Below are 24,539 nucleotides of genomic sequence, written 5' to 3'. Positions count from 1 at the left end.
CTGCGCTTCCCGCCCCCTCCCGGCGGGACTAGTCTCAATCGAGGGTGTCACGATGAATCAGCAGCTTTTGGCCAAGACCTTCGTCGAGCTGGCCGACAACCTGGTCGCCGACTTCGACCTGATCGATTTCCTGCGCCTGCTGACCGACCGCTGCGTGAGCATGCTCGACGCGAGCGCCGCCGGCCTGCTGCTCGCCGACCGGGACGGCAAACTGCGGGTGATGGCCGCCTCCGACGAGGAGGTGCGCCTGCTGGAACTCTTCCAGCTCCAGAACGACGAGGGGCCCTGTCTGGAGTGCTTCAGTACCGGTGCACCGGTGATCGTCCCCGACCTGACGCGGGAGGCCGACCGCTGGCCGCGCTTCGTCACGGCGGCCCACCGCAGCGGCTTCGGTGCCGTCCAGGCCCTGCCGATGCGCTTGCGTGCGGAGACCGTGGGCGCCCTGAACCTCTTCCGCGCCGCGCCCGGCCCCTTCGACGCGCCCGACACACTCGTCGCCCAGGCCCTGGCCGACGTAGCCACCATCAGCCTCCTGCAGCAACGCACCGCCGAGCGCAGTACGGCCCTCAACGAGCAGTTGCAGACCGCGCTGAACAGCCGGGTGCTGATCGAACAGGCCAAGGGGAAGCTCGCCGAACGACAGAACATCGACATGGAACGCGCCTTCACCGCGCTGCGCGGCTACGCCCGCGCCCACAACCGGCGACTGTCCGACGTGGCCCGCGCCTTCATCGACGACTCCGAACCCCTCCCCGGGCTGGTGGCCTGACCACCCTGGCGCGGGCTGTCGCAGACACCGAAGAGGATCAGCCCGATCGCCACGGCGACCAGGAGCCACGGTCCCACCGGTGTCTGCGCGAAGCTCCGGAGCGTCGCGTCCACGCCCTTGGCCTCGGCCGGATCGAAGCGGACGGCTGCCACCAGGACGAAGACCCCGGCCGCGGCGAACACCACGCCACGCGCCACGCCTCCACCCATGCCCAGAGCGGTGACGACCTGCTTCGTACGGTGGCTCATGCCGCTGGTCTCGAGCTGCTTCAGGAAGCTTCGCAGGGCCGCTCGGACGGCGAGTACCCCGCCGATGCCGATCACGAGGCAACCCCCGGCTCCCACCAGCACCTGCCCGTACGACAGTTTGAGCGCCGAGGCCGTCCAGTCCTGCGACTGCGCGTTGCCGCTGGAGCCCTGCCCGCCCACGGCGGCGTACACCGCCGTGGTCCAGCAGACGAAGGCGTAGAAGACCGCCCGCCCGCCGTCCAGCACGCGCGAACCCGCCTTGCGCCGGGGCCCGGTGGCGAGCACGGCGCGGGCTCCCCGCCGGAGCGCCATGGCCGCGAAACCGACCACCAGCGCCCAGAGCATCGCTTTCCCGAAGGGTTGCCTCGCGATCTCGTGCAGCGCCCCCTGCCGGTCCGCCTGGCCGCCGCCGCTCCCCACGGCGATCCGGATGGACAGCAGTCCGATCAGTACGTACACGATGCCGCGCGCGACAAAGCCCGCCCGTCCTGCGGCGGTCAGCGTCTCGCGCTCCGCGGACTTCGCGCCCCGGCCGCGCCCTTGTGCGGTGGACGACGTCACGAGGTCCTCCCCATGGTGTGGGCGCGCGATACCTGTTCCGTGTGCCTGATGGTCCGTCCGATGCTCACGGCAGCCTCCCGCAGGATCGAGTTCCGGAACGGACTACCTGCGGCTGTACCGGCGGCGGCCACCACTGCGCCCCGCATGGCGAAGCCGGACCCGAAGACCATCAGGATCAGCAGAAGGAGAAGGATCCAGATCATTGCCGGGCCTCCGGATCGCGGGGATTTCCTGTATGTCCGCGGGGTCCGGGCGAAGCGGGAAGGTGGAATGCCGCGCCCGTCAACGTGGGGTCGACACTGAGGACTCGGGGGAGTTGAGCAGGGGCCGCCGGGGGGAACGGAGCCTCGGCGGGTGGTTCGGCCGGCTCGGTCGGCGACGTCGGCAGGATGTGGTCCTCCCACCAGGACAGGGCCATCACGACGGCGAGCAGGACAAAGGGGGTCGAAGCCGGAACGATCAGGGCGTACATGCGTGCCGCCTGGTTCGGGATGCGTGCGACGCGGCGGGCAGCAGATCGTTGCCCGCTTGAGGCACATCCGGCGCGCCGGGATCGCGTGACGCACCGATGCGCAGGGTGCGCCCCCGGAAGGAGCGCGAGAGGCGATCGACGCTGCCGGGGGCAGGGGCGGCATGAAACACGCTAGCCCTCGCAGCGGCTTTCCGACAGGCGTCAAGCAGCCATCCGCGCCCGGGCAGAAGCGCTGACCTCGCACGGTATCCACAACCGTCGGGCAGGACTACGCTCTGGTGTGAGGCCCCAGTCCCCGGTATCGACGCAGCGTCCAACTCCCGGGGAGGCCTACCGTGTTCGTCCTGCTCCTCATCCTCATCGCCGCCCTGTTCGGCCTCGGCTTCCTTCACCCGATCTGGTGGGTGGCCGCAGCGGTGCTGGTCTACGGCGCGACCCGGCAGGCCCGCGGTCGTGGCGGAGTCCGGGACCGCGACGGCGGTTCCGATTTCGGGGACTACCGCGACTACCAGGAGCGCCGGGATCGTCAGGACCGCTGGGATCGCCGCTACAGCCGCCGGAACCGGGCGCGCTGGCAGCGCGAGGACCGCCGGGACCACCAACACCACAGGTGACTCGTGGAGCGACCTGGCCGTCATCTGTGCCGGACGGCTTCAGCCGGGCCGGGCAGTTCGAACTCATTGAGAGGTGCATGTCATGCATCGCACGACCCTGCTACAGGAGGACTACTGGAAGCTGCGGGCCGAGGCCACGTGGGGGAACGCAGCCGCTGGAGACGATCTCGTCGCACTGCGCGCCGAGAACGATCAGCTGCGGCGGGCGCTGGCCGGCCGCGCCGTCATCGACCAGGCCCGCGGCATGATGATGGCCCTGACCCCTTGCAGTCGCGCGACGGCCAGGGACCTCCTGGTCGACATCTCGCGGCAGTGCCACACCAAACTCGCAGAGGTGGCCGCGGCCATGGTCGCCGCGTGGGAGGGCAAGCCGCTCCCGGAGCGGATGCAGCGGGCGCTGCGGCATGCGCTGGGGCGGCTTTACGCGGAAGAGCGACAGTGCGACTCGCCCCCGGCCGATGAGCGGTCCAGGTAGGGAGAGGCCAAGATTCCCGCAGCAGGACACTGGTGAAGCAGGCCCTTCGATCGGCACCGACGGCGTGCTTCCCGCCGAGCAGGGGAAGCGGTGTCGAAGCACTACGGCCCGCCCCACCGGGCCGGTTCCGCCGGCGAGCGGCAACTGGCGCGCCGCTGACCACCTACGGACGCGACGACTACCGCGTTCGCCCGGCAGGCGGCCGTCAGCGGGGGTTCCTCGGTGCGGAGGGCCGGCGCCGGGTATGAACCGGGTTCTCGCCTCGGTCGCGCAAGCCGGTGAGCCACCTCGGCGAGCACGGCGACGAGGGCCGCGTGGGCTCGGGACCAGTACTCTCACGCGCCATCCACCCCATGACGGCCACAACCGGGCGGCGGCAGCCTAGCAATACATCCCATGAAGCGGGAAGACGGGGGGTGACTGCCTGGTTACAGGTTCACGTTGATTTCTACATAGCAGCAGGTGAAGGCTCTTCGAGATCATCTTTTTTGTGTGGAGTATGGACAACCCTTCCCGGGGCCCTTATACATACATCCGATGTCCCAGGCGCTGTCGCTGGGCGCCGGACATCTCCTTGACGCGTCGAGACAGGGGCTCGCATGTCCTTCAGTGATGAACACGGCCTCACAAGCCGAGGGCACCGGGCGCGATGACCGAGTTGATGACCGCGAAACGTGCAGCCGTCGCCGTCAAGGTGGACCACGGCCCAGCCCGCGTACTGATGCCGAGTCACATCCCGTCATGACGGCGACGGCTGTCCTCGTACCCGCAGCCTCACGAGGCCGCTGTCACCAGTCCTCAGGCACGAACGCTGCTTGACGGCATACCGCGACGGGCTTGAGCGAGAGCCGGTCGTCGATCGCGTTCACCTTGCTTCGGATCCGCACACCGAGGAGTAGCCGTGCGCCAGCACAGTCCGCCACCCCACCGGAGACGTTTCGCCCAGTTGTTCGTGGCCGCCGCGGCGCTGCTAGCCGGGGTCCTGGCGGCGCCGCCACCGGCGTCGGCCGCGCCGGTATCGGCGTCCGCCACGACGGTGTCGGACATCAACGGGTTCACTGCGGGCAACGCCGCGATCAGGTCGGTCGACCTGGCCGGAACGTGGAGCTTCACGCCGAAGGGCCGTGCGGCGACGTCGATCACGGTGCCCGGCGGCGGTTGGTACAAGCAGGGCTTCACCGACGTGAACGAGGCGACGTACTCGCGCACCGTGACCGTGCCGGACACGGGGCAACCGCAGTCGGTGTGGATCGAGTTCGGCGCGGTGAACCACGAGGCGACGCTGTCGGTGGACGGGCAGGTGGTCGCCACCCAGACCACCTCCTTCACGTCGTCGAGATTCGACATCTCCCCCTTCGCCGCCCCCGGCAGCACCCACACGATCAGCGTGAACGTCAAGGGCCGCTACGCCCTGAAGAACGCGAGCGGGGATCAGGTCCTGGTTCCCGACGCCGCCAACTGGTCCGAGGCGATCCCGCAGGGCATCTACCGCTCGGCGTTCCTGCGCGTGTACCCGGCGGTGTACGTCAGCGACACCTTCGTCCGCACCTCCGTGACCGACAAGACCCTCACCTACGACGTGTCCGTGACGAACACCTCCGGCAACTCGCGGTCGGTGACGCTGACCGGCTCGCTGGCCTCGGACAGCGGCGGATCCTTCACCTACCCGTCGCTGCCCAGCCGTACGGTCACCTTGGCCGCCCACTCGACCGCCAAGGTGACGGTCGGCCCGGTGGCGTGGAACCTCGGCTCGTCCTCGTACTGGTGGCCGAACGTGCCCTACCGCTCCGGGTACCGCGCCCAGCTGCACAAGCTGTCGGTGCACGCGTCCACGGACGACGGCCGCACCAGCGACGCCACCTACCGGTTCGGATTCCGCGAGACGACCCAGAACGGCGAGTACTACTACCTCAACGGCGTACGGGTGAACCTGCGCGGTGACAGCCTGCAGGGCGCGGACTACGACCGGATCGACAACGGCGGCAAGGGCGACGCCTACGACACGCTCCCTGGCTTCCTCCCGCCGTCCAGCGGCAACGGCGGCTGGCCGCAGGCGGTCGGCAACTACCAGCGGCTCAACTACAACGTGGTCCGCATCCACCAGGAGCCGGGCAGCCCGTACATGCTCGACGTGGCCGACGAGATGGGCCTGATGGTCATCGACGAGACCGCGATCCGCGGCACCTGCAGCTGCCAGGACTTCGTCGTCGGGCATGACAACATGGTCAACCACGCCAAGGCGCTGACCCTGCGCGACCGCAACCACCCCGCGATCATCCGCTGGAGCCAGAGCAACGAGAACGACATCAGCCGCTTCGACTCCGAGTCGTTCGAGAAGGACCTGTACGCGGCGATGAACGGCAACGACGGCACCCGGCCGGTCAGCGCCGACACCGCCTGGAACACCAACCCGTGGCCCACCATGCTGAACGGCAACTTCGCCGTCTTCTCGCACTACATCGACGGCATCGGCAAGTACGGCGAGGCGCGGGCCGACCTGGCCGGCCGGCCCGACGGTGAGGGCGAGTACGTCTGGGACAAGTCCAACACCAAGCAGGGCTTCGAGTGGTTCGCCACCACGACGGTCGCCAAGCGCGCCAAGGACGCCAGCGACCTGCGCCCCTACACCCTGCTGTCCGGCTGGGCGAGCTTCGTGCCCGGCGTGAAGAGCACCGACTTCGTCCCCGAGGAGGGCGGTCACCCCGTCTACGGCGAGGACAACCTGTCCGCCCCGTGGAGCAACCCGCAGATCCAGCGGATCCAGGCCGCGTTCAACCCGGTCGCCGCGATCGACCTGCCCTACTGGTCGGCCTCCGGCCAGTCGGACCAGAACGGCACCTTCCCGCTCCCGGACAAGGTGGACACCTACTCCTACAACAGCACCGTCACCCGGAACATCACCGTCTTCAACGACGACTTCAGCAACACGTCCGTCGGCCTGAACTGGACGGCACGACTCGACCGGCCCGACGGCGCGGTCATCGCGTCCGGAAACGAGTCCCTCACCATCCCGCTCGGCTCCCGGGTCACCCGGCCGATCTCGTTCACCGCGCCGGCCAGTGGCTCCCGCGTGTACCTGGTGCTGTCGACCACGAAGTCGGGCAGCACCACGTTCACCGACTCGGTCGAGTACCTCAACCTGGGCAGCAGCGCCACGACCAGCGTGGACGACGCCGCCACCGCGGTGACGTACAACGGCGGTTGGAGCCACGCGAGCGGCGAGAGCGGCCCGTACGCCGGGACGAACTCCTACAGCGACACGACGGGCGACACGGCGACGCTGGACTTCGTCGGTACCGGCGTCACGCTGCACGCCGTGACCGCGCCGAGCCACGGCATGGTGGGCGTCACCGTCGACGGCGGGGCCGAGGCGCTGGTCGACCTGTACTCGACGGCGCGCACCGGCGACGTCTCGGTGTGGACCAGCCCCCGGCTCTCCTCCGGCAAGCACACGATCCGGGTGCGCGTCACCGGCACCCAGCGGGCCGCGGCGACGCACGACTGGGCCACCGTCGACCGCTTCGAGATCGCCAACCAACCGGTGGCGGGCACGAACTACCGCATCGTCAACCGCAACAGCGGCAAGGCGCTCGCCGTCACCGGTGACGTGACCCAGAACGGTGCGAAGGTCGTCCAGAAGGCGGACGGCGGTGCCTGGACCATCAACACCGCCCCCGGGGGCGCGTACACGCTGAACTACGTCAGCAGCGGCAAGGCGCTCGATGTCGACGGCTACTCCTCGACCGTCGGGCTCCAGCTCCAGCAGTGGACGGCAGGCGGCGGCACCAACCAGCAGTGGTACCTGCGCCCCAACGCCGACGGGTACTTCACCGTCGTCAGCCACGACAGCGGGCTGGCGGCGGACGACTACAACTGGGACACCACCGACGGCGCGAAGGTCGTGCAGTACACACCCGGCGGCGGCGCCAACCAGCAATGGCAGCTGGTACCGGCGTGATCCGTTCCCGTTACAGCTGATGACCCCCGAGGCCGCTGACGACTGATCAGCGGCCTCGGGCGCGCTCGGGGCACAGAACGCCGACTTCCTGGTCGCCGACGTCTCGGACCGCGATGCGGGCTGGTACGCACAGCCGGCGCAATCGGTGACGGGGGGCTTTGCACAGACCGCGAGCGCTTCGGTGTGGTGCCGTGCGTCCGGACGGCCATCGGCTGTTTGGCGCAGGTTCGGGAACAGGACGAGATGATCGGGTCGAAGATCCGTGGTGTTCCGGGTTCTCGTAGTCGTGGAGGCAGCTGGCGTCCCAGGCGGTGCGCTGGTTGCCGTAGGCGGGGATGACTCCGGCGTCGCCGACTCTGCGAACTCCGTCGGGAGGGGACCCGCGAGGTGACCCTCGGGAGCCGGGCTTCCCCGGTGACTGAGTTACGGGTGTGTGGCTGCTTGGTCGGTGAACGGACAGGAATTGGTCAACACCTTTCCATCTCCTCTTGGCCGGGGCTGACACATGCCTGTTCACTGCGCCGTATGCGACACAGGAAACCCATGAGAGTCCTGATCCGTCCGAGACGGACGGCCACCGTGCTGACCGGCGCGCTTGCCGCACTCGGCCTGTCCCTGGGAACAGCCGCCGCGGACACGGTGCCGGCGGAGTTCGGGACCGACTACCACGACCCGGTGACCGCCGCCCCGGCCATCTCGACGCCGCACACCAGGTCGTGTTCGGTCACGATCGCCCAGGCGCAGTTCAAGGACTTCACCCCCTACACCGGCACCTACACGCCGCCCACCGGCTGCGGCACCCCCGGCCGCTGGTCCAAGGTCGTCCTGCGGATGGACGGGAGCGTGAAGGGACGGCAATTCGACCGGCTCGGTTATCTGGACATCGGAGGCGTACAGGTCTTCCGTACATCGACGCCCGAGCCCTCGCAGGACGGGATCAAATGGTCCGTCGAGAAGGACGTGACCGAGTACGAGAAGACGCTGAGCAGCGCACAGTCGGTCGACATGCTCATAGGCAACGTTGTCAACGACACCTACACCGGCGTGCTCGACGTCAAGGTGACCCTCACCTTCTACGCCCCCAAGCCCGGCCGCACACCCTCCGCCCCCGACCGGGTCATCCCCCTCAGCGACGGCGACAGCGTGACGACCGGCGCCTCGCTGACCACTCCACGCAACTCCACGCGGATTCTCGCCGAGGTGTACGCCACCGGCTCGGGCGGCGGCTGTGAGGAGTTCTGGTACTCGGTGGTCACGCCGTCCGCGTCGTACTCCTGCGAGGGCGGGGACGACGGTCCGTACCGCGAGGTGCGGGTGAGCATCGACGGGAAGGTCGCCGGAATCGCCTCGCCGTATCCGAACGTGTGGACCGGCGGCTGGTCGCCCTATCTGTGGTCGGTGATCCCCGCCCCACACGCCTTCGACGTACGGCCGTTGAAGTTCGACCTGACTCCGTTCGCCGGCCTGCTCAACGACGGCAGAGCACACAAGGTCGACGTGTCGGTGGTCGGGGTGCCGAGCGGCCAGACGGGGTGGAGCGCGCCGACGAACATCCTGGTGTGGCAGGACGCACACAAGTCGGTGGTGACGGGCGCCGTGACGTCGTACAAGAAGGCGGATCCGGCGGTGAGCAACACCTACACCGACGGTTCGCTGCGCCACCTGGTGACCGACGGCAAGGACCGGTTGAAGGTCACCGGCTACCTGGACACCTCCCACGGCCGGGTCACGACGACGGTCGAGCGAGCAGTCACGAGCGCGATCGACCACCAGTGGACGCCGGACGAGAACACCGACGACCAGACCGGCACGTGGACCGACGACCAGACCGTGACGACCAACGGGCACGTCTCCCGCACCGACCGCACCTACACGCTCGACGGCCGCGCCACCATCGACAGCGCCAACCGACTGCGCGTGATCATGTCCGTCGCCGACCGGGCGCACCTCGGCGCCACCCGCATCGACGACACCTATCAGGGAGACGCCACCTTCACCCTCGGCGTCGCCCGCGAGGACCGGCACGCGGTGGCCACGACCAGCGAGCGCTACCGGCTCCGGGCTCCCGGCGCGTGCTACGACCACACGCTCGCGACGGAGCAAGGGGTGCTGACGAAGGACGTGCGCGGCTGCTGACCCCCGACTCAGCCCTTGGCGCGCAGTCGCTCCACCACTGCCGCGAAGCTCCGCACCACGGCATCGCGGCGGAGCCTTGTCGCCGCGATCGGACGGCCGCCCCCTCCAAGGGGGCGGCCGACGAGACGGTGAGTCGGCCGATGGACTCATGACGGGAGACCATCGTGTTCGCCTGGTGGCGACGGCGCTTGGGTGGTCTCTACAGCTCTGACCTGCGCACCGCTGTTGACCGTAGTCGTCCGCTCTCTTGGGCACGCTATGGGCACGACACCGTGCACAGGGACTCAGCCCCCCGAACGGCCCGCCAAGGCGCGACAGGTGCCGGGGGCGGGACTTCCATTGAGGACATGTCCCGACTCGACCATGCATGCCCCCGCCCCGTTCGCTCCGCCGCTGCACTCGGCCTGGTAGCGGTACTGGCCGTCGGCTGTACCGGGGCCGATGCCGACACCGCCGTCGCCGGGCGTGCGGCCGTCGCGACCTCGCCGCTGCCCACCGTCCCACCCGCCCAGCCACCGCCACAGCTCACCCGGGCCGAGGTCGAGAGCGCGGTGAGCCAGCTGGACGACGTCGTACGGGATGCCATGCGCCGCACCGGTGTGCCCGGAGTCGCCGTGGGCGTGGTGCACAACGACAAGGTGCTGTATCTGAAGGGGTTCGGCCTGCGGAAGGCAGGTACGAAGGACCGGGTCGGAGCGGACACCGTCTTCCAGCTCGCCTCGGTCTCCAAGCCCGTTGCGTCCACCGTGGTCGCCGCGGTCGTGGGCGAGAAGACCGTCGGCTGGGACGACCCGGTGGTCGACCACAACCCCGGCTTCAAGCTGAAGGACCCATGGGTCACCCGCCATGTCACGCTGGCCGACCTGTTCTCGCATCGCAGCGGACTGCCCGACCACGCCGGGGACGTCCTGGAGGACCTCGGTTACGACCGCTCGTATGTCCTGGACCACCTTCGTTACGAACCGTCGGCCCCCTTCCGTGCCCACTACGCGTACACCAACTTCGGGCTGACCGAAGCCAGCGTCGCCACCGCGCGCGCAGCGGGGACCAGCTGGGAGAAGCTGTCCGACGAGAAGCTGTACCGGCCGCTCGGCATGGGCTCCACCAGCTCTTCCTTCGCCGACTACGAGAAAGCGGGCAACAAGGCCGCCTTGCATGTGAAGACCGGGGACACCTGGCGTGCCGAGCATGTGCGCGACCCGGACGCCCAGAGCCCGGCGGGCGGGGCCAGCTCCACGGTCCGGGACATGACGAAGTGGCTGCGCCTGCAACTGGGCAACGGCAAATTTGAGGGGCGGCAAGTCGTCGACGCCGAGGCGCTGGAGCAGACCCACCTGCCGCGCATGGTCTCCGAGCCGCCGCACGCGCCCGCGGGCAGGTCCGGGTTCTACGGGCTCGGCTGGAACGTGAGCTACGACGACCAGGGCAGGCTGAAGCTCGGCCACTCCGGGGGCTTCGCGCTGGGGGCGGCCACCAACGTCGCGTTGTTGCCCTCGGAGAAGCTCGGCATCGTCGTCCTGACCAACGGCGAGCCCATCGGCGTGCCCGAGGCGATCGCCTCCACGTTCCTCGACACCGCGTCGACGGGCGGGCCGACCGTCGACTGGCTGACGTTCCTCGGGCCGATCTTCAAGCAGTCCCTGCACGGGGAACAGTCGCCTGTCGACTACAGCAAGCCTCCGGCCTCGCCCGCACCCGCCAAGGCGAACAGCGCCTACACCGGAACGTACTCCAATGATTACTACGGCCCGATGACCGTCAGCGTCCAGGGGAACGAACTCACCATGCAACTTGGGCCCAAGAAGCAACGGTTCTCCTTGAGCCACTACGACGGTGACACCTTCAGCTACCGCACCACCGGCGAAATGGCCGTCGGCCTGTCCGGCGTGACCTTCACCGTCGGACCCGGCGGACGCGCCGACAAGGTCCGGGTCGAGCACCTCGACACGTCCGGTCTCGGCACCTTCACGAGGAACGACTAGGGCCCGCGGGCAGGGCCGGCCGGACACGGCGCAGGAGGTCGCGTCGCCGAGCGCGAGGTCGCGGTGCTCGCCCTCGGCTCCAAGCATGGCCTCAGGGAACAGCGACAGAGCCCCTCGGAGGGGCACGTCCCGCGAAGACATGAGAGCCGTGACGTTTCTTGCGGCCGGTCCGCCGCCCGTCGCCGGACAAAGTGCACTCGACCGGCATACCCGCCACTTCCCGAACCGGCTGCTCGACCCCCTCGTCCACGCACGCCGTTTCGACCCCGCAGGGGGGTACGTACGGGCGAAGAGCAGGCTGACCGGACAGAAACAAACCCCAGGCCACTGGCCTGGGGTTTCACATGGAGCGGGTGACGAGAATCGAACTCGCGCTCTCAGCTTGGGAAGCTGATGTTCTACCATTAAACTACACCCGCGTAAGACGCCGGACGGAACCCGTCCGAACGCAACGTTACCCTACCCCATCCCAGGCTCCCGGCGCTGAAGCCGTGGGGCCTGAGCGCGTTCGCGGGGTGGGACGGGGCTGCGGGGCGCGGGAGTTGGGGCGTACGGTGGAGGGGTGGCGCAGGGGCCGAGCGGGACCGGAGTGCCGCCTGGAGGGTCGTCCCGTCCATCCCGTAATGTGGCTTTTGTCGTCAGGCAAGCAGCAGTCTGACGCGGCTCTTGGGGAAGGGACTCTAGGACTTGATGGAGCGCACCGTCGTCCGTTGTGCCGATGGGCACGTGTTCAGCACCGCTTCGTTCCCGATGCAGCAGGCCGAGCGCCTCGGTCCCGGACGGCTCGTCCGGTGTCCTCGCTGTGCCCGGCTTCGCAGCGTCGTTCCGGTGACCTTGGAGAAGCACTGAGAGATCGGTACCAGGCGCGCGGGTCCGTCCGATGGTGGCCGGTCCGCGCGCCTTGCGTATCCTCGGGGCGTGCTTCTCTCAGACAAGGACATCCGGGCCGAGATCGACGCCGGGCGGGTACGGATCGATCCCTACGACGAATCCATGGTGCAGCCGTCCAGCATCGACGTGCGCCTCGACCGCTTCTTCCGGGTGTTCGAGAACCACCGCTACCCCCACATCGACCCCGCGGTCGAGCAGACCGACCTCACGCGGCTCGTGGAGCCGGAGGGCGACGAGCCGTTCATCCTGCACCCCGGGGAGTTCGTCCTCGCCTCCACGTACGAGGTCATCACGCTCCCCGACGACCTCGCCTCGCGGCTCGAGGGCAAGTCCTCCCTCGGCCGGCTCGGGCTCGTGACCCACTCCACCGCCGGGTTCATCGACCCCGGCTTCAGCGGCCACGTGACCCTCGAACTCTCCAACCTGGCCACGCTTCCCATCAAGCTCTGGCCGGGCATGAAGATCGGCCAGCTGTGCATGTTCCGGCTCTCCTCGCCGGCCGACTTCCCCTACGGCAGTGAGCGCTACGGCTCCCGCTACCAGGGCCAGCGCGGACCCACCGCCTCCCGGTCCTTCCTCAACTTCCACCGGACCCAGGTATGAGCAACGCAGAGCCGCGGGAGAACCTCACCTACGAGGCGTTCGGCACCGCCGTGCGCGAGCTCGCGCAGACCATCGCCGACGACGGCTACGAGCCCGACGTGGTGCTCTCGATCGCCCGCGGCGGAGTCTTCGTCGCCGGCGGTCTCGCGTACGCGCTCGACTGCAAGAACATCCACCTGGTGAACGTCGAGTTCTACACCGGCGTGGGGACCACCCTGGAGATGCCGGTCATGCTGGCCCCCGTCCCCAACGCCATCGACTTCTCCGACAAGAAGGTCCTCATCACCGACGACGTCGCCGACACCGGCAAGACGCTCAAACTGGTCCGCGACTTCTGCCTCGACGCCGTCGCCGAGGTCCGCTCCGCGGTCATCTACGAGAAGTCGCAGTCCCTGGTGAAGTGCGAGTACGTCTGGAAGCGCACCGACGACTGGATCAACTTCCCGTGGAGTGTCCTGCCTCCGGTCCACAGGTCGGGCCAGGCGCCCAAGGAGAACCGGGAAGCGGTCTGAGCCGGGAGTTCTCCCACCGGTCCTGTCGTGGGCTCAGGTGAGCCACCCCGCCTCGCGCAGCGCGTCGAAGACCATCTGGTCGACGGCCGAGACGCGGGCCCGGTCGGTGTGGCGGAACCATGCCTTCTCGGCGATCTCCCGCGACGGGGTCAGCTCGCCGCGGTGATCGGCGGTGTAGCAGATCATCCGGAAGGGGTCGTGCTCCGGATGGCCCTCGGCGATCTCGAACGTGCCGAAGCGCACCATGGAAGCGGGGTCGATCGCCGTCCGCAGTTCCTCGTCGATCTCCCGTACCAGGGTCTCGCTGTCGGACTCGCCCGGTTCGCGATGACCGCCCGGGAGGTAGAAGCGGTCTCTGCCGTGACTGCGTGTCACCAACACCCGTTCGTCCCGCACCAGGACCCAAGCCACCTTCTCCGGCACGCTGTTGCCACTCGTCATGGCCCGGGACCGTACCGGAGAGCATCCGCAGCCCCTTCTCGTGCAGGGGCTAGAACGTGCCCAGCTTCACGATCGACAGCAGTGCGATCAGCTGGATGGCCGACGCGCCCAGGGCTTTCGGCCACGGGAGGTCGTGGGACTTGGAGACCATCAGGGTGAGCAGGGCGCCGGCCGCCACCCAGGTTGCCCAGCCCAGGATCTGGACGAAGGGCGCGTCGCCGCCGAGGAACATGGCCACGACCAGGCGGGGGGCGTCGGTGAGGGACATGATCAGCATGGAGAGGCCGACCGTGGGCTGCCACGCGCCGTCGCCACCGAGCTGGCGGGCCAGGGCGTGGGTGACCACGCCGAGGACGAAGGCGGAAAGGACCATCGCGACCGCGGTCGTGAGGACGATCGGAACCGCGTTCGAGAGGGTGGCGTTGATCGCGTCCTCACGGGCGCCCTCGAAGCCGAAGACCGCGAGCAGGCCGTAGAGGAAGGTCACGATGAGGGCCGGGCCCCACATCGTGTAGTCCCGCATCCGGAGGAAGGTCTGGTTGGGGGACGTGAGGATCCCCTTCAAGAGCTCCTTCCAGGGCAGTCGGGGGCCCACGGGACCCGCCGGGGCGGAACCCGCGCGATACGTGCCGCCCTGGGTGTACGGGTCCTCGCCGACCGAGAAGGCCTGGGTGTGCCCGGGGTTGTTCGCCGCGTACGGGTCATGGCCGCCCTGCGGGGGCGGGGCGCCGTCGCCGCCGAAGTACTCCGGCTCGTCGTAGCCCCCGCCGCCCTGGGTCCACTGACCCGGGTGGGGCTGCGGCGCGGGGGGATAGCCGTACGGCTGTCCCTGGGGCGCCTGCTGCCCGTACGGAGGTTGCTGCGGTCGCGTGTGAGGAGCGCCGTTGTCCCGGCCGCGTCCGATCCTGAATCCAGCCACGTCTTCGAACGTACCTGGTCCTGGAGAGTGACGGGTGCGGCCGGGCGTTCCGGGGACGGCTTTGCTGCCGAGCTGTGACATCCCCTAAGGGGCAGTCAGAGAGGAGCCGGGGGGCCGCTCAGGGTAGTGCCGTACGGGGCGTACGCGGATGTGCGGGGCCGTACGGCTCCCCTCTGGCCGGACGGCTCCCCGCGTTACGCCACCTCAGCCGGCCCCACGCAACAGGCCAGGTCGGCGGCTAGCTGCAGGTGCGGTAGTTGTAGCCCGCGATGCGGCCGTTACCGTCGCCGTCGGTGAAGTGGTAGTAGCCGTCGCTGTCGCGTGTGAGATCGAGGGAATGGCTGGTGCCGATGTAGTGGGCCACCGTGCTGCCGTCCGGAAGCCAGCTGGAGTTGCGCAGCCAGTTGCCGGCCGCGGTCCAGGTCTGCTGTCCGGCCGAACCGTCGCTGGGCACCTGGAACTTGGTCTGCCACCTCGCGGTCGCGGCCGCGGTGTTGCTCCCGAAGTCGCCGTCGATGCCGGATGCGGCGAGTTCGCCGTCGGCCCACAGGATCTTCTGCCACAGGCAGGTGGCGTTGGACTGCTTGTTGTGGCTGGTGTCCACGATGCCCTCGTTGTCCCAGTCGTCGGCGAAGACGCCACCGCCGTAGACATAGGCCAGCCCGCTGTACGACCCGCTCGCCGAAGCCGGCGTGGCGCTCAGTGTGAGGACACCGGCCGTCAGGGCACCGATCGTGCAGGCGGCCAGCCTGGATCTCTTCGAAGTCACGGCAGTTCCTCCTGGTTCGGGCGACGGCGGACCGTCGGATTCGGGCCACTGTGACCAGTTGGCCTGGGGGCACCTTGGCAGGGACTCGTCAGCGGCGACACACTCTTGCGCCACAGCGCAAATGTGGAGATCCGTGGGGGGAATCACGTGCTCCGTATTCACTTCACCGAAGTCGATCTCGCCCGGGTCCGTGTCGCCGGGGAGCCGGATCCGATGTGGGAAGTGCTCTCGTGTCTCCATCGGCTCCAGTCGCGCGGCGGCCGGGGACAGTTCGCCGCGTGGTACCGCGCGGTGCGGGCCGACCTGCACACGGCCGGACTAGCCCGGCCCGTGCGGGAGGTGCTGTTGGCCCTGTATCCGCTCGGGCCCTACCTGCCCGACTTCCTGACGCCGGCGGAGTCCGAGGACGGGCTGGGCGCGGGCCTCGACGGCGTCCTGCGCCTCCCCGGCCGGCAGATCCTCACCGAGCTCCAGCTTCTCCGCCGGTTCCACACCCTGCCCGCCTGGGCTCCGCGGCTGGCGCAGCAGGACGAGCGCCGGGAACTCACCGAGCTGATCAACCGCTTCCACGGGGTCGCCGTAGCCCCCTTCGCGGAGCGCATGGACAGCGGGATCGTCGCGCACAGGGGTCTGCTCGCCCGGGTGCTGCTGGCCGACGGGGTGGAGGGGCTGCTGTCGAACCTCGGACCGCGTGTGCGCTGGCGCAGGCCGGTGCTCGAGGTGGAGTACCGGACGGACCGCGACCTGCACCTCCAGGGGCGGGGGCTCCGGCTCGTGCCGACGTACTTCTCGTGGGGGACGCCGGTCGCGCTGGCCAACCCCGATCTCCCGCCCACCCTTTCGTATCCGCTTCCCCTGAGCCGGCCGACGGTGCCGGAAGAGGCGCTCCCCGGTGACGCGGTGCCCCTGCGGGCCCTGCTCGGTGGCACGCGGGCGCGGGTTCTGCGGTGTGTCGCGGACGGTCTGACCACGGGGGAGCTCGCGCAGGTCGTGGGGGTCTCGCTGTCCGCCGCCAGCCGGCACACCACGGTGCTGCGGGACGCCGGTCTGACGACCAGCCAGCAGGTCGGTCCGATGGTCGTGCACACACTGACCCCGCTCGGGGCGGCGCTGCTGCGACGGACGGTTCCGCAGGGCTTCGGCAGTGGCTGAACGCGGCGTCCGGACTCGCTGACCGTGCTCGGGGAGTGGTTGAATCCCACGTCCACGCGCGCTGCCCCCGCGCGCGGGTTGCGCCTGCCCACGCGCGCTGCCCACACGCGCTGCCCCCGAGAGGCTGGACCCCGGGCTCACGTACGCCGCCGCCCCCGCTCGGGGCCGCGCTGCCGCGGCGGGTCCCGGAAACGGCGGCACCCCCGGGCCCAGAGGGGACCGGGGGTGCCGTTCAGGCCGTGGGGACTACTTCACGGGCTCCGGCTCCGGAGCGCTCTCCGGCTCCGCCGAGTCCTGCGGGTCGCCCGGGGTCTTGACGGACTCCAGCAGCAGCTGGGCGACGTCGACGACCTGGATCGACTCCTTGGCCTTGCCGTCGTTCTTCTTGCCGTTGACCGAGTCGGTCAGCATGACCAGGCAGAACGGGCAGGCCGTGGAGACGATGTCCGGGTTCACCGAAAGCGCCTCGTCGACGCGCTCGTTGTTGATGCGCTTGCCGATCCGCTCCTCCATCCACATCCGCGCGCCACCGGCACCGCAGCAGAAGCCGCGCTCCTTGTGGCGGTGCATCTCCTCGTTCCGGAGGCCGGGCACGTTCGCGATGATCTCGCGCGGCGGCGTGTAGATCTTGTTGTGGCGGCCCAGGTAGCACGGGTCGTGGTAGGTGATGATGCCCTCGACCGGGGTCACCGGGACCAGCTTGCCCTCGTCGACGAGGTGCTGGAGCAGCTGGGTGTGGTGGATGACCTCGTAGTCGCCGCCGAGCTGCGGGTACTCGTTGCCGATCGTGTTGAGGCAGTGCGGGCAGGTGGCGACGATCTTCTTGGCCGACTTCGGCTTCGCGGACTCGGCCACGACCTTGCCGTCGTCGTCCAGCTCCTCGCCGAACGCCATGTTCAGCGCCATGACGTTCTCCATGCCGAGCTCCTGGAACAGGGGCTCGTTACCCAACCTCCGCGCCGAGTCGCCCGTGCACTTCTCGTCGCCGCCCATGATCGCGAACTTGACGCCCGCGATGTGCAGCAGCTCGGCGAAGGCCTTGGTGGTCTTCTTGGCGCGGTCCTCCAGGGCACCGGCACAGCCGACCCAGTACAGGTACTCGACCTCGGTGAGGTCCTCGATGTCCTGGCCGACGACCGGGACCTCGAACTCGACCTCCTTGAGCCACTCCAGGCGCTGCTTCTTGGCCAGGCCCCAGGGGTTGCCCTTCTTCTCCAGGTTCTTGAGCATGGTGCCCGCCTCGGACGGGAACGCGCTCTCGATCATCACCTGGTAGCGGCGCATGTCGACGATGTGGTCCACGTGCTCGATGTCCACCGGGCACTGCTCCACGCAGGCACCGCAGGTGGTGCAGGACCACAGGACGTCCGGGTCGATGACGCCGTTCTCTTCGAGCGTGCCGATCAGCGGGCGCTCGGCCTCGGCGAGAGCGGCGGCGGGCACGCCGGCCAGCTGCTCCTCGGACGCCTTCTCCTCGCCCTCCATCGTCTTGCCGCCGCCGGCCAGCAGGTACGGGGCCTTGGCGTGCGCGTGGTCGCGCAGCGACATGATCAGGAGCTTGGGGGAGAGCGGCTTGCCGGTGTTCCAGGCGGGGCACTGCGACTGGCAGCGGCCGCACTCGGTGCAGGTGGAGAAGTCCAGCAGGCCCTTCCAGGAGAACTGCTCGACCTGGGAGACACCGAAGACGTCGTCGTCACCGGGGTCGGTGAAGTCGATCGGCTTGCCGCCGGAGGTCATCGGGAGCAGCGCGCCGAGCGAGGTCTCACCCGTCGCGTTCCGCTTGAACCAGATGTTCGGGAACGCGAGGAAGCGGTGCCAGGCCACACCCATGTCGGTCTTCAGGGCGACCACGATCATCCAGATGAACGAGGTGGCGATCTTCAGGCCGGCGAAGAAGTACGTGAGGTTCTGCAGCGTGGAGACGTCCATGCCCGCGAGCCAGTGGACCACCGGGTACGAGATGAAGAACGAGGCCTCGTAGCCGTCCACGTGGTGCTGGGCGCCCTCCAGGGCGTGCAGCATGAAGATGCAGACGCCGACGACGAGGATGACGGTCTCGACGAAGTACGCCTGGCCGAAGTTGGAGCCGGCGAAGCGGGACTTGCGGCCCGGGTTGCGCGGGTGGCTCAGCTGGCGGATCACGATCAGGGCCAGGATGCCGAGCACGGTCATCGTGCCGATGAACTCGACGAAGACGTTGTACGGCGCCCAGTCGCCGATGACCGGCAGGATCCAGTCGGCCTGGAACAGCTGGCCGATGGCGTTGACGATCGTCAGCAGCAGGGTGAAGAAGCCCACCGCCACGAACCAGTGCGCGACACCGACGACGCCCCAGCGGTTCATCCGGGTATGGCCGAGGAACTCCTTGGCCACGGTGACGGTGCGCTTGCCGGGTTCGTCGGTGCGGGTGCCCGCGGGCACGTCCTGACCGAGCCGCATGAAGGTGTAGATCTGGAGGAGGGCGCGGGCGAACAGGGCCACGCCGACCACGATCAGAACCAGCGACACGATGATCGCGGCGAGTTGCATTTCGGGGCTCCTCGGGCCTGCGAGGGGTCTACGAGAGGTCCGTGAGAAGGGATCTCGTCATTACTAAGCGGTAACTTATGCAGTCCGTCTGAGACTACCCCCATCCTCCGCCGCACTGTAGCCGGGCGCGGGGTGATCTGAATCGCTGAGGGTTACCTTAAAACCCGATCGTGTTATTCGTGATGAATTGGTACATACGGCGCTAATTTAGGGTCGTGCTCTACGGGATCCTTGCCGCCACCTCCGCCCTGCTCCTCGCCGCCGTGCTCACCGCCGTGCTGCGGGTGGCCGCCCTGCGCCTCGGCATCGTCGACCGGCGATGGCGACGGCCGATGCCGCTGTCCGGAGGTGTGGCGATGGTGGCGGCCACCTGTGGCGTGGCGTTCGTCGGGGACTGGCGGGGCGTCACCCCGCTCGGGCCCGATGTCGGACGGCTGCTCGTCGCCGGGGCCGGCGTGGCCCTCCTCGGGCTCGTCGCCGACGTACGGCGGGTCAAGGCGCGGTTCCTCGTGGGCGGTACGGCCGTGGCGGCGGCGTGTGTCGTGCCGTACGAGGAGACGGGGGTGGCCGCCGGGCTCCTCGCGGTCGGCTGGATCGTCTTCGTCGCCCTCGGGTTCAAGGCGCTGGACCATGCCGACGGGCTCGCCGGGACCGTGGGGGTCGTCACCGCCTTCGGGGCGGGGGCCTGTGCGGCGGCCGAGGTGATGGACGGGCTCGCGGTGCTGCTGAGCGTGCTGGCCGCCGCGCTGACCGGGTTCCTGATGCACAACTGGCATCCCGCGCGCGCGGGACTCGGCGCGTGCGGGTCGCTGTTCACCGGGTTCGTGCTCGCGGCCGCGGCCGTGTCGACCCGCGCGGGGCAGGAACTCGGTTCCGGCGCGGGGGTGTTGTTCGCGCTGACGGCTGTGGTGAGCGCCGACGTCGTGCTCGTCGTCCTGGCTCGGGCACTGTCCGGACGGCCGCTGTTGCGGGCCGCCCCCGACCATCTCGCCCACCGGCTGCGGCGGCTCGGGCTCACTCCGCAGGGCGCGTCCGTCGTGCTGGGTGTCGCGGCCTTCGGCGGGGTACTCGTCGGCGTCCTGGTGCACCTCGGGTGGATCGCCGCGACCGGCGCCCTCTGGGTCGCCGGGGGCGCCCTGGTCGTCGTACTCGCACTCCTTCGTGTCAAAGGCCACAGTGCTCCTCGTCCGGTATCGACGCAGGTCAGAGGCCAGTTGCGTGTAAGGAACGGATAAGAGTTGAGTCCGTACGACTCAGGTCTGTTGACCGAGTCGGGGCTGTCGTGCACACTTGAGTCTGTTCCACTCAAGTCAGCTGGAGGAATCAACCATGGCACGTGCGGTCGGCATCGACCTGGGCACGACTAACTCCGTCGTCAGCGTTCTCGAAGGCGGCGAGCCCACCGTCATCACCAACGCCGAGGGTGCCAGGACCACGCCGTCCGTCGTCGCCTTCGCGAAGAACGGCGAAGTGCTGGTCGGCGAGGTGGCCAAGCGCCAGGCGGTCACCAACGTGGACCGGACCATCCGTTCGGTGAAGCGTCACATGGGCACCGACTGGAAGATGGAGCTGGACGGGAAGCCCTTCAACCCGCAGCAGATCTCCGCCTTCATCCTCCAGAAGCTGAAGCGGGACGCCGAGTCCTACCTGGGCGAGAAGGTGACCGACGCGGTCATCACCGTCCCGGCGTACTTCAACGACTCCGAGCGTCAGGCGACCAAGGAGGCCGGCGAGATCGCGGGTCTGAACGTCCTGCGCATCGTCAACGAGCCCACCGCGGCCGCGCTCGCGTACGGCCTCGACAAGGACGACCAGACGATCCTCGTCTTCGACCTCGGTGGCGGCACCTTCGACGTGTCCCTGCTGGAGATCGGCGACGGCGTCGTCGAGGTGAAGGCCACCAACGGTGACAACCACCTCGGTGGTGACGACTGGGACCAGCGCGTCGTCGACTACCTGGTGCAGCAGTTCAAGTCCGGTCACGGCGTGGACCTCGCCAAGGACAAGATGGCGCTGCAGCGTCTGCGCGAGGCCGCCGAGAAGGCGAAGATCGAGCTGTCCTCCTCGACGGAGACCTCGATCAACCTGCCCTACATCACGGCCTCCGCCGAGGGCCCGCTGCACCTGGACGAGAAGCTCACCCGGGCTCAGTTCCAGCAGCTGACCGCGGACCTGCTGGAGCGCTGCAAGACCCCGTTCTTCAACGTCATGAAGGACGCCGGCGTCTCCATCAACGAGATCGACCACGTCGTCCTCGTCGGTGGCTCCACCCGTATGCCCGCCGTGGCCGAGCTCGTCAAGGAGCTCACCGGCGGCAAGGACGCCAACAAGGGCGTCAACCCGGACGAGGTCGTCGCCATCGGCGCCGCCCTGCAGGCCGGTGTCCTCAAGGGTGAGGTCAAGGACGTCCTGCTCCTCGACGTGACCCCGCTGTCCCTCGGCATCGAGACCAAGGGCGGCATCATGACCAAGCTCATCGAGCGCAACACCACGATCCCGACCAAGCGGTCCGAGATCTTCACGACGGCCGAGGACAACCAGCCGTCCGTGCAGATCCAGGTCTACCAGGGCGAGCGCGAGATCGCGGCGTACAACAAGAAGCTCGGGATGTTCGAGCTGACCGGTCTGCCGCCGGCCCCGCGCGGTGTCCCGCAGATCGAGGTCGCCTTCGACATCGACGCCAACGGCATCATGCACGTGACCGCGAAGGACCTGGGCACGGGCAAGGAGCAGAAGATGACCGTCACCGGCGGCTCCTCGCTGCCGAAGGACGAGGTCGACCGGATGCGCCAGGAGGCCGAGCAGTACGCGGAGGAGGACCACCGCCGCCGCGAGGCCGCCGAGACCCGCAACCAGGGCGAGCAGCTCGTCTACCAGACGGAGAAGTTCCTCAAGGACAACGAGGACAAGGTCCCCGGTGAGGTCAAGACCGAGGTCGAGTCCGCCGTCGAGGAGCTGAAGGCCGCGCTCAAGGGCGAGGACACCGCGGAGATCCGCACCGCGACCGAGAAGGTCGCCGCGGTCTCCCAGAAGGTCGGCCAGGCCATGTACGCCGACGCCCAGGCCGGAGCGGCCGCCGGCGGCGAGGACGCCGATGCCTCCCAGGCCAAGGCGGACGACGACGTCGTGGACGCCGAGATCGTGGACGACGAGCGCAAGGACGGTGCCGCGTGACGGAGGAGACCCCGGGCTTCGACGAGAAGCCCGACGTCCCCTCCGGCGCCACCCCCGACGACGCCGAGCCGAAGGCCGCCCCCGAAGAAGGGGCGGCCCCGGCCGGGGACGCAACAGCGCAGATCGCCGGCCTGACGGCCCAGCTGGACCAGTCGCGCAAGGCGCTCGACGAGCGCACCGCGGACCTCCAGCGGCTCCAGGCCGAGTTCCAGAACTACCGCCGCCGCGTGGAGCGGGACCGGATCACGGTCAAGGAGATCGCCATCGCGAACCTCCTGACCGAACTCCTGCCCACACTCGACGACATCGGCCGCGCGCGGGAACACGGGGAACTCCTGGGCGGGTTCAAGTCCGTCGCGGAGTCCCTGGAGACCGTCGCGGCGAAGATGGGCCTGCAGCAGTTCGGCAAGGAGGGCGAGCCCTTCGACCCGACGATCCACGAGGCCCTGATGCACAGCTACGCGCCGGATGTCACCGAGACGACGTGCGTGGCGATTCTGCAGCCCGGGTATCGCATCGGCGAGCGCACCATCCGCCCCGCGCGGGTGGCCGTCGCCGAACCGCAGCCGGGCGCGCAGACGGTCAAGGACGAGTCCGAGGCCGGCGAGGAGAAGGACAACGGCCCTGAAGAGGGCTGAGATCGCAGGGAATGAGCGGAAGGAGGGACGCTGAGGATGAGCACCAAGGACTTCATCGAGAAGGACTACTACAAGGTCCTCGGCGTCCCCAAGGACGCCACCGAGGCCGAGATCAAGAAGGCGTACCGGAAGCTCGCCCGCGAGTTCCACCCGGACGCCAACAAGGGCAACACCAAGGCCGAGGAGCGCTTCAAGGAGATCTCCGAGGCGAACGACGTCCTCGGTGACCCCAAGAAGCGCAAGGAGTACGACGAGGCCCGCGCCCTGTTCGGCAACGGCGGCTTCCGCCCGGGGCCGGGCGGCGCGGGCGGCTCCTTCAACTTCGACCTGGGCGACCTCTTCGGAGGCGGCGCCCAGGGCGGGGGCCAGGGCGCCGGCGGCTTCGGCGGCGGACTCGGAGACGTCTTCGGGGGCCTGTTCAACCGGGGCAGCTCCGGAACCACGCGCGTCCAGCCGAGGCGCGGCCAGGACATCGACACCGAGGTCACCCTCAGCTTCACCGAGGCGATCGAGGGTGCGACCGTCCCGCTCAGGATGTCCTCGCAGGCCCCCTGCAAGGCCTGTTCGGGCACCGGCGACGCCAACGGCAACCCGCGCGTGTGCCCGACCTGCGTGGGCACCGGCCAGGTGGCCCGGGGCTCCGGGGGAGGCTTCTCCCTCACGGACCCGTGCCCGGACTGCAAGGGCCGCGGCCTGATCGCGGAGAACCCCTGCGAGATCTGCAAGGGCTCCGGGCGGGCCAAGTCCTCGCGCACCATGCAGGTCCGCATCCCGGCCGGGGTGTCGGACAGCCAGCGGATCCGGCTGCGTGGAAAGGGGGCGCCCGGTGAACGCGGCGGCCCCGCGGGCGACCTGTACGTCACCGTGCACGTCGACACGCACCCCGTCTTCGGCCGCAAGGGCGACAACCTCACGGTGACGGTCCCGGTGACCTTCTCCGAGGCGGCGCTCGGCGGCGAGGTCAAGGTGCCGACGCTGGGCGGCCCCTCGGTGACCCTGAAACTGCCCCCGGGCACGCCCAACGGCCGCACCATGCGGGCGCGGGGCAAGGGCGCGGTCCGCAAGGACGGCACCCGGGGCGACCTGCTGGTCACCGTAGAGGTGAGTGTCCCGACCGAGCTGTCGGGGAAGGCTCGTGACGCGCTGGAGGCGTATCGCGAGGCGACCGTGGGTGAGGATCCACGGGCGGAGCTGTTCCAGGCCGCGAAAGGAGCATGACGCAGATGGACGGTCGTCGACGGAACCCGTATGAACTGACCGAGGAAACCCCGGTCTACGTCATTTCGGTGGCGGCCCAGCTCTCCGGCCTGCACCCGCAGACGCTGCGTCAGTACGACCGCCTGGGCCTGGTGTCCCCGGACCGCACCGCGGGCCGGGGCCGGCGCTACTCGGCCCGGGACATCGAACTGCTGCGCACCGTCCAGCAGTTGTCGCAGGACGAGGGCATCAACCTCGCCGGCATCAAGCGCATCATCGAGCTGGAGAACCAGGTCGCGGCGCTGCAGTCCCGGGTGGCCGAGCTCCAGGCGGCCGTCGAGGGCGCCGCGGCGGCCATCCAGCAGCGCGAGGCGGCGGTGCACGCGTCGTACCGCCGTGACCTGGTGCCGTACCAGGAGGTCCAGCAGACCAGCGCGCTGGTGGTGTGGCGGCCGAAGAAGGCGAAGGACTAGGCGGCAGTCAGGGGAAGGGGCCCGGA

The 24,539-nt window shown here is 69.2% G+C and carries 19 protein-coding genes and 1 tRNA gene; 14 read left to right on the top strand and 6 right to left on the bottom strand.

The window, feature by feature from the left end; genetic code table 11:
• Positions 1-52: 52 nt before the first annotated feature.
• Entirely contained in the window at positions 53-769 is a 717-nt protein-coding gene (locus D1369_RS19070) for a GAF and ANTAR domain-containing protein (protein ID WP_007383518.1), read from the top strand.
• Here the strand turns inward: D1369_RS19070 and D1369_RS19065 are convergent.
• Positions 682-1,578, bottom strand: coding sequence for a DUF1206 domain-containing protein (locus D1369_RS19065; protein ID WP_007383519.1), 897 nt, complete (start codon positions 1,576-1,578; stop codon positions 682-684). The two genes, D1369_RS19070 and D1369_RS19065, sit on opposite strands and share 88 nt — an antisense overlap.
• An 807-nt stretch (positions 1,579-2,385) precedes the next feature.
• On the opposite strand from D1369_RS19065, the gene D1369_RS19050 reads away from it, so the two are divergent.
• From D1369_RS19050 to D1369_RS19020, 5 genes are all read left to right on the top strand, one after another.
• On the top strand, positions 2,386-2,664 hold the full coding sequence (locus D1369_RS19050) for a hypothetical protein (RefSeq protein ID WP_007383522.1): 279 nt from the start codon (positions 2,386-2,388) through the stop codon (positions 2,662-2,664).
• Between the two features lie 82 nt (positions 2,665-2,746).
• The gene (locus D1369_RS19045) at positions 2,747-3,139 is read left to right on the top strand and encodes an ANTAR domain-containing protein (protein WP_037900871.1); all 393 of its coding nucleotides are present in this window, start codon (positions 2,747-2,749) and stop codon (positions 3,137-3,139) included.
• A gap of 901 nt (positions 3,140-4,040) precedes the next feature.
• The gene (locus D1369_RS19035; RefSeq protein WP_007383524.1) at positions 4,041-7,097 is read left to right on the top strand and encodes an RICIN domain-containing protein; all 3,057 of its coding nucleotides are present in this window, start codon (positions 4,041-4,043) and stop codon (positions 7,095-7,097) included.
• A gap of 543 nt (positions 7,098-7,640) precedes the next feature.
• Positions 7,641-9,233 (top strand): peptide-N4-asparagine amidase, encoded by a 1,593-nt coding sequence (locus tag D1369_RS19025; protein ID WP_007383525.1) that lies wholly within the window; start codon positions 7,641-7,643, stop codon positions 9,231-9,233.
• Between the two features lie 347 nt (positions 9,234-9,580).
• On the top strand, positions 9,581-11,215 hold the full coding sequence (locus tag D1369_RS19020) for a serine hydrolase (RefSeq protein ID WP_007383526.1): 1,635 nt from the start codon (positions 9,581-9,583) through the stop codon (positions 11,213-11,215).
• Between the two features lie 345 nt (positions 11,216-11,560).
• On the opposite strand, the gene D1369_RS19015 is transcribed toward D1369_RS19020, so the two are convergent.
• A tRNA-Gly gene (locus D1369_RS19015) sits at positions 11,561-11,634 on the bottom strand.
• A gap of 499 nt (positions 11,635-12,133) precedes the next feature.
• On the opposite strand from D1369_RS19015, the gene dcd reads away from it, so the two are divergent.
• Together dcd and D1369_RS19005 are read left to right on the top strand one after the other, a co-directional pair.
• Positions 12,134-12,709 (top strand): dCTP deaminase, encoded by a 576-nt coding sequence (gene dcd / locus D1369_RS19010; protein WP_007383527.1) that lies wholly within the window; start codon positions 12,134-12,136, stop codon positions 12,707-12,709.
• The gene (locus tag D1369_RS19005; RefSeq protein ID WP_007383528.1) at positions 12,706-13,221 is read left to right on the top strand and encodes a phosphoribosyltransferase; all 516 of its coding nucleotides are present in this window, start codon (positions 12,706-12,708) and stop codon (positions 13,219-13,221) included. Before dcd ends, D1369_RS19005 begins: the two co-directional genes overlap by 4 nt.
• Before the next feature lie 33 nt (positions 13,222-13,254).
• On the opposite strand, the gene D1369_RS19000 is transcribed toward D1369_RS19005, so the two are convergent.
• The 3 genes from D1369_RS19000 to D1369_RS18990 all read right to left on the bottom strand — a co-directional run bounded on the left by D1369_RS19000 (position 13,255) and on the right by D1369_RS18990 (position 15,350).
• Positions 13,255-13,662, bottom strand: a complete 408-nt coding sequence (locus D1369_RS19000) for an NUDIX domain-containing protein (protein WP_007383529.1) — start codon at positions 13,660-13,662, stop codon at positions 13,255-13,257.
• A gap of 49 nt (positions 13,663-13,711) precedes the next feature.
• Positions 13,712-14,662, bottom strand: coding sequence for a Yip1 family protein (locus D1369_RS18995; RefSeq protein ID WP_007383530.1), 951 nt, complete (start codon positions 14,660-14,662; stop codon positions 13,712-13,714).
• Positions 14,663-14,819: 157 nt separating this feature from the next.
• A complete protein-coding gene (locus D1369_RS18990; RefSeq protein WP_007383531.1) occupies positions 14,820-15,350 on the bottom strand; it encodes a peptidoglycan-binding protein in 531 nt (176 codons plus the stop codon).
• A gap of 147 nt (positions 15,351-15,497) precedes the next feature.
• Here D1369_RS18990 and D1369_RS18985 point away from each other — a divergent pair, with 147 nt between their 5' ends.
• A complete protein-coding gene (locus D1369_RS18985; RefSeq protein WP_007383532.1) occupies positions 15,498-16,502 on the top strand; it encodes a helix-turn-helix transcriptional regulator in 1,005 nt (334 codons plus the stop codon).
• 246 nt (positions 16,503-16,748) lie between these two features.
• Here D1369_RS18985 and D1369_RS18980 read toward each other — a convergent pair whose 3' ends face one another.
• Entirely contained in the window at positions 16,749-19,031 is a 2,283-nt protein-coding gene (locus D1369_RS18980) for a (Fe-S)-binding protein (RefSeq protein ID WP_037900876.1), read from the bottom strand.
• A gap of 215 nt (positions 19,032-19,246) precedes the next feature.
• On the opposite strand from D1369_RS18980, the gene D1369_RS18975 reads away from it, so the two are divergent.
• From D1369_RS18975 to D1369_RS18955, 5 genes are all read left to right on the top strand, one after another.
• Entirely contained in the window at positions 19,247-20,266 is a 1,020-nt protein-coding gene (locus D1369_RS18975) for an MraY family glycosyltransferase (protein WP_007383534.1), read from the top strand.
• 94 nt (positions 20,267-20,360) lie between these two features.
• A complete protein-coding gene (gene dnaK, locus D1369_RS18970) occupies positions 20,361-22,205 on the top strand; it encodes a molecular chaperone DnaK (protein ID WP_037900881.1) in 1,845 nt (614 codons plus the stop codon).
• Positions 22,202-22,843, top strand: a complete 642-nt coding sequence (gene grpE / locus D1369_RS18965) for a nucleotide exchange factor GrpE (RefSeq protein ID WP_007383536.1) — start codon at positions 22,202-22,204, stop codon at positions 22,841-22,843. The genes dnaK and grpE overlap by 4 nt, the downstream gene beginning before the upstream one ends.
• 36 nt (positions 22,844-22,879) lie before the next feature.
• A complete protein-coding gene (dnaJ, locus tag D1369_RS18960; protein ID WP_037900884.1) occupies positions 22,880-24,061 on the top strand; it encodes a molecular chaperone DnaJ in 1,182 nt (393 codons plus the stop codon).
• 5 nt (positions 24,062-24,066) lie between these two features.
• Positions 24,067-24,513: a helix-turn-helix transcriptional regulator gene (locus tag D1369_RS18955; protein WP_028807951.1), complete on the top strand. Its 447-nt coding sequence runs from the start codon at positions 24,067-24,069 to the stop codon at positions 24,511-24,513.
• Positions 24,514-24,539 lie beyond the last annotated feature (26 nt).

Origin of the sequence: Streptomyces sp. CC0208 (assembly GCF_003443735.1) — a bacterium.
In the GTDB taxonomy this organism is placed as follows: domain Bacteria; phylum Actinomycetota; class Actinomycetes; order Streptomycetales; family Streptomycetaceae; genus Streptomyces; species Streptomyces sviceus.
This window is presented reverse-complemented; position numbering and strand designations above follow the sequence as displayed.

Bases quoted from the DNA above. Each gene is read 5' to 3' on its own strand.
- D1369_RS19070 (WP_007383518.1), top strand. From the start codon at position 53: ATGAATCAGCAGCTTTTGGCCAAGACCTTCGTCGAGCTGGCCGACAAC.
- D1369_RS19045 (WP_037900871.1), top strand. From the start codon at position 2,747: ATGCATCGCACGACCCTGCTACAGGAGGACTACTGGAAGCTGCGGGCC.
- D1369_RS19025 (WP_007383525.1), top strand. From the start codon at position 7,641: ATGAGAGTCCTGATCCGTCCGAGACGGACGGCCACCGTGCTGACCGGC.
- D1369_RS19020 (WP_007383526.1), top strand. From the start codon at position 9,581: ATGTCCCGACTCGACCATGCATGCCCCCGCCCCGTTCGCTCCGCCGCT.
- D1369_RS19005 (WP_007383528.1), top strand. From the start codon at position 12,706: ATGAGCAACGCAGAGCCGCGGGAGAACCTCACCTACGAGGCGTTCGGC.
- D1369_RS19000 (WP_007383529.1), bottom strand. From the start codon at position 13,662: ATGACGAGTGGCAACAGCGTGCCGGAGAAGGTGGCTTGGGTCCTGGTG.
- D1369_RS18995 (WP_007383530.1), bottom strand. From the start codon at position 14,662: ATGTCACAGCTCGGCAGCAAAGCCGTCCCCGGAACGCCCGGCCGCACC.
- D1369_RS18980 (WP_037900876.1), bottom strand. From the start codon at position 19,031: ATGCAACTCGCCGCGATCATCGTGTCGCTGGTTCTGATCGTGGTCGGC.
- dnaK (WP_037900881.1), top strand. From the start codon at position 20,361: ATGGCACGTGCGGTCGGCATCGACCTGGGCACGACTAACTCCGTCGTC.
- dnaJ (WP_037900884.1), top strand. From the start codon at position 22,880: ATGAGCACCAAGGACTTCATCGAGAAGGACTACTACAAGGTCCTCGGC.
- D1369_RS18955 (WP_028807951.1), top strand. From the start codon at position 24,067: ATGGACGGTCGTCGACGGAACCCGTATGAACTGACCGAGGAAACCCCG.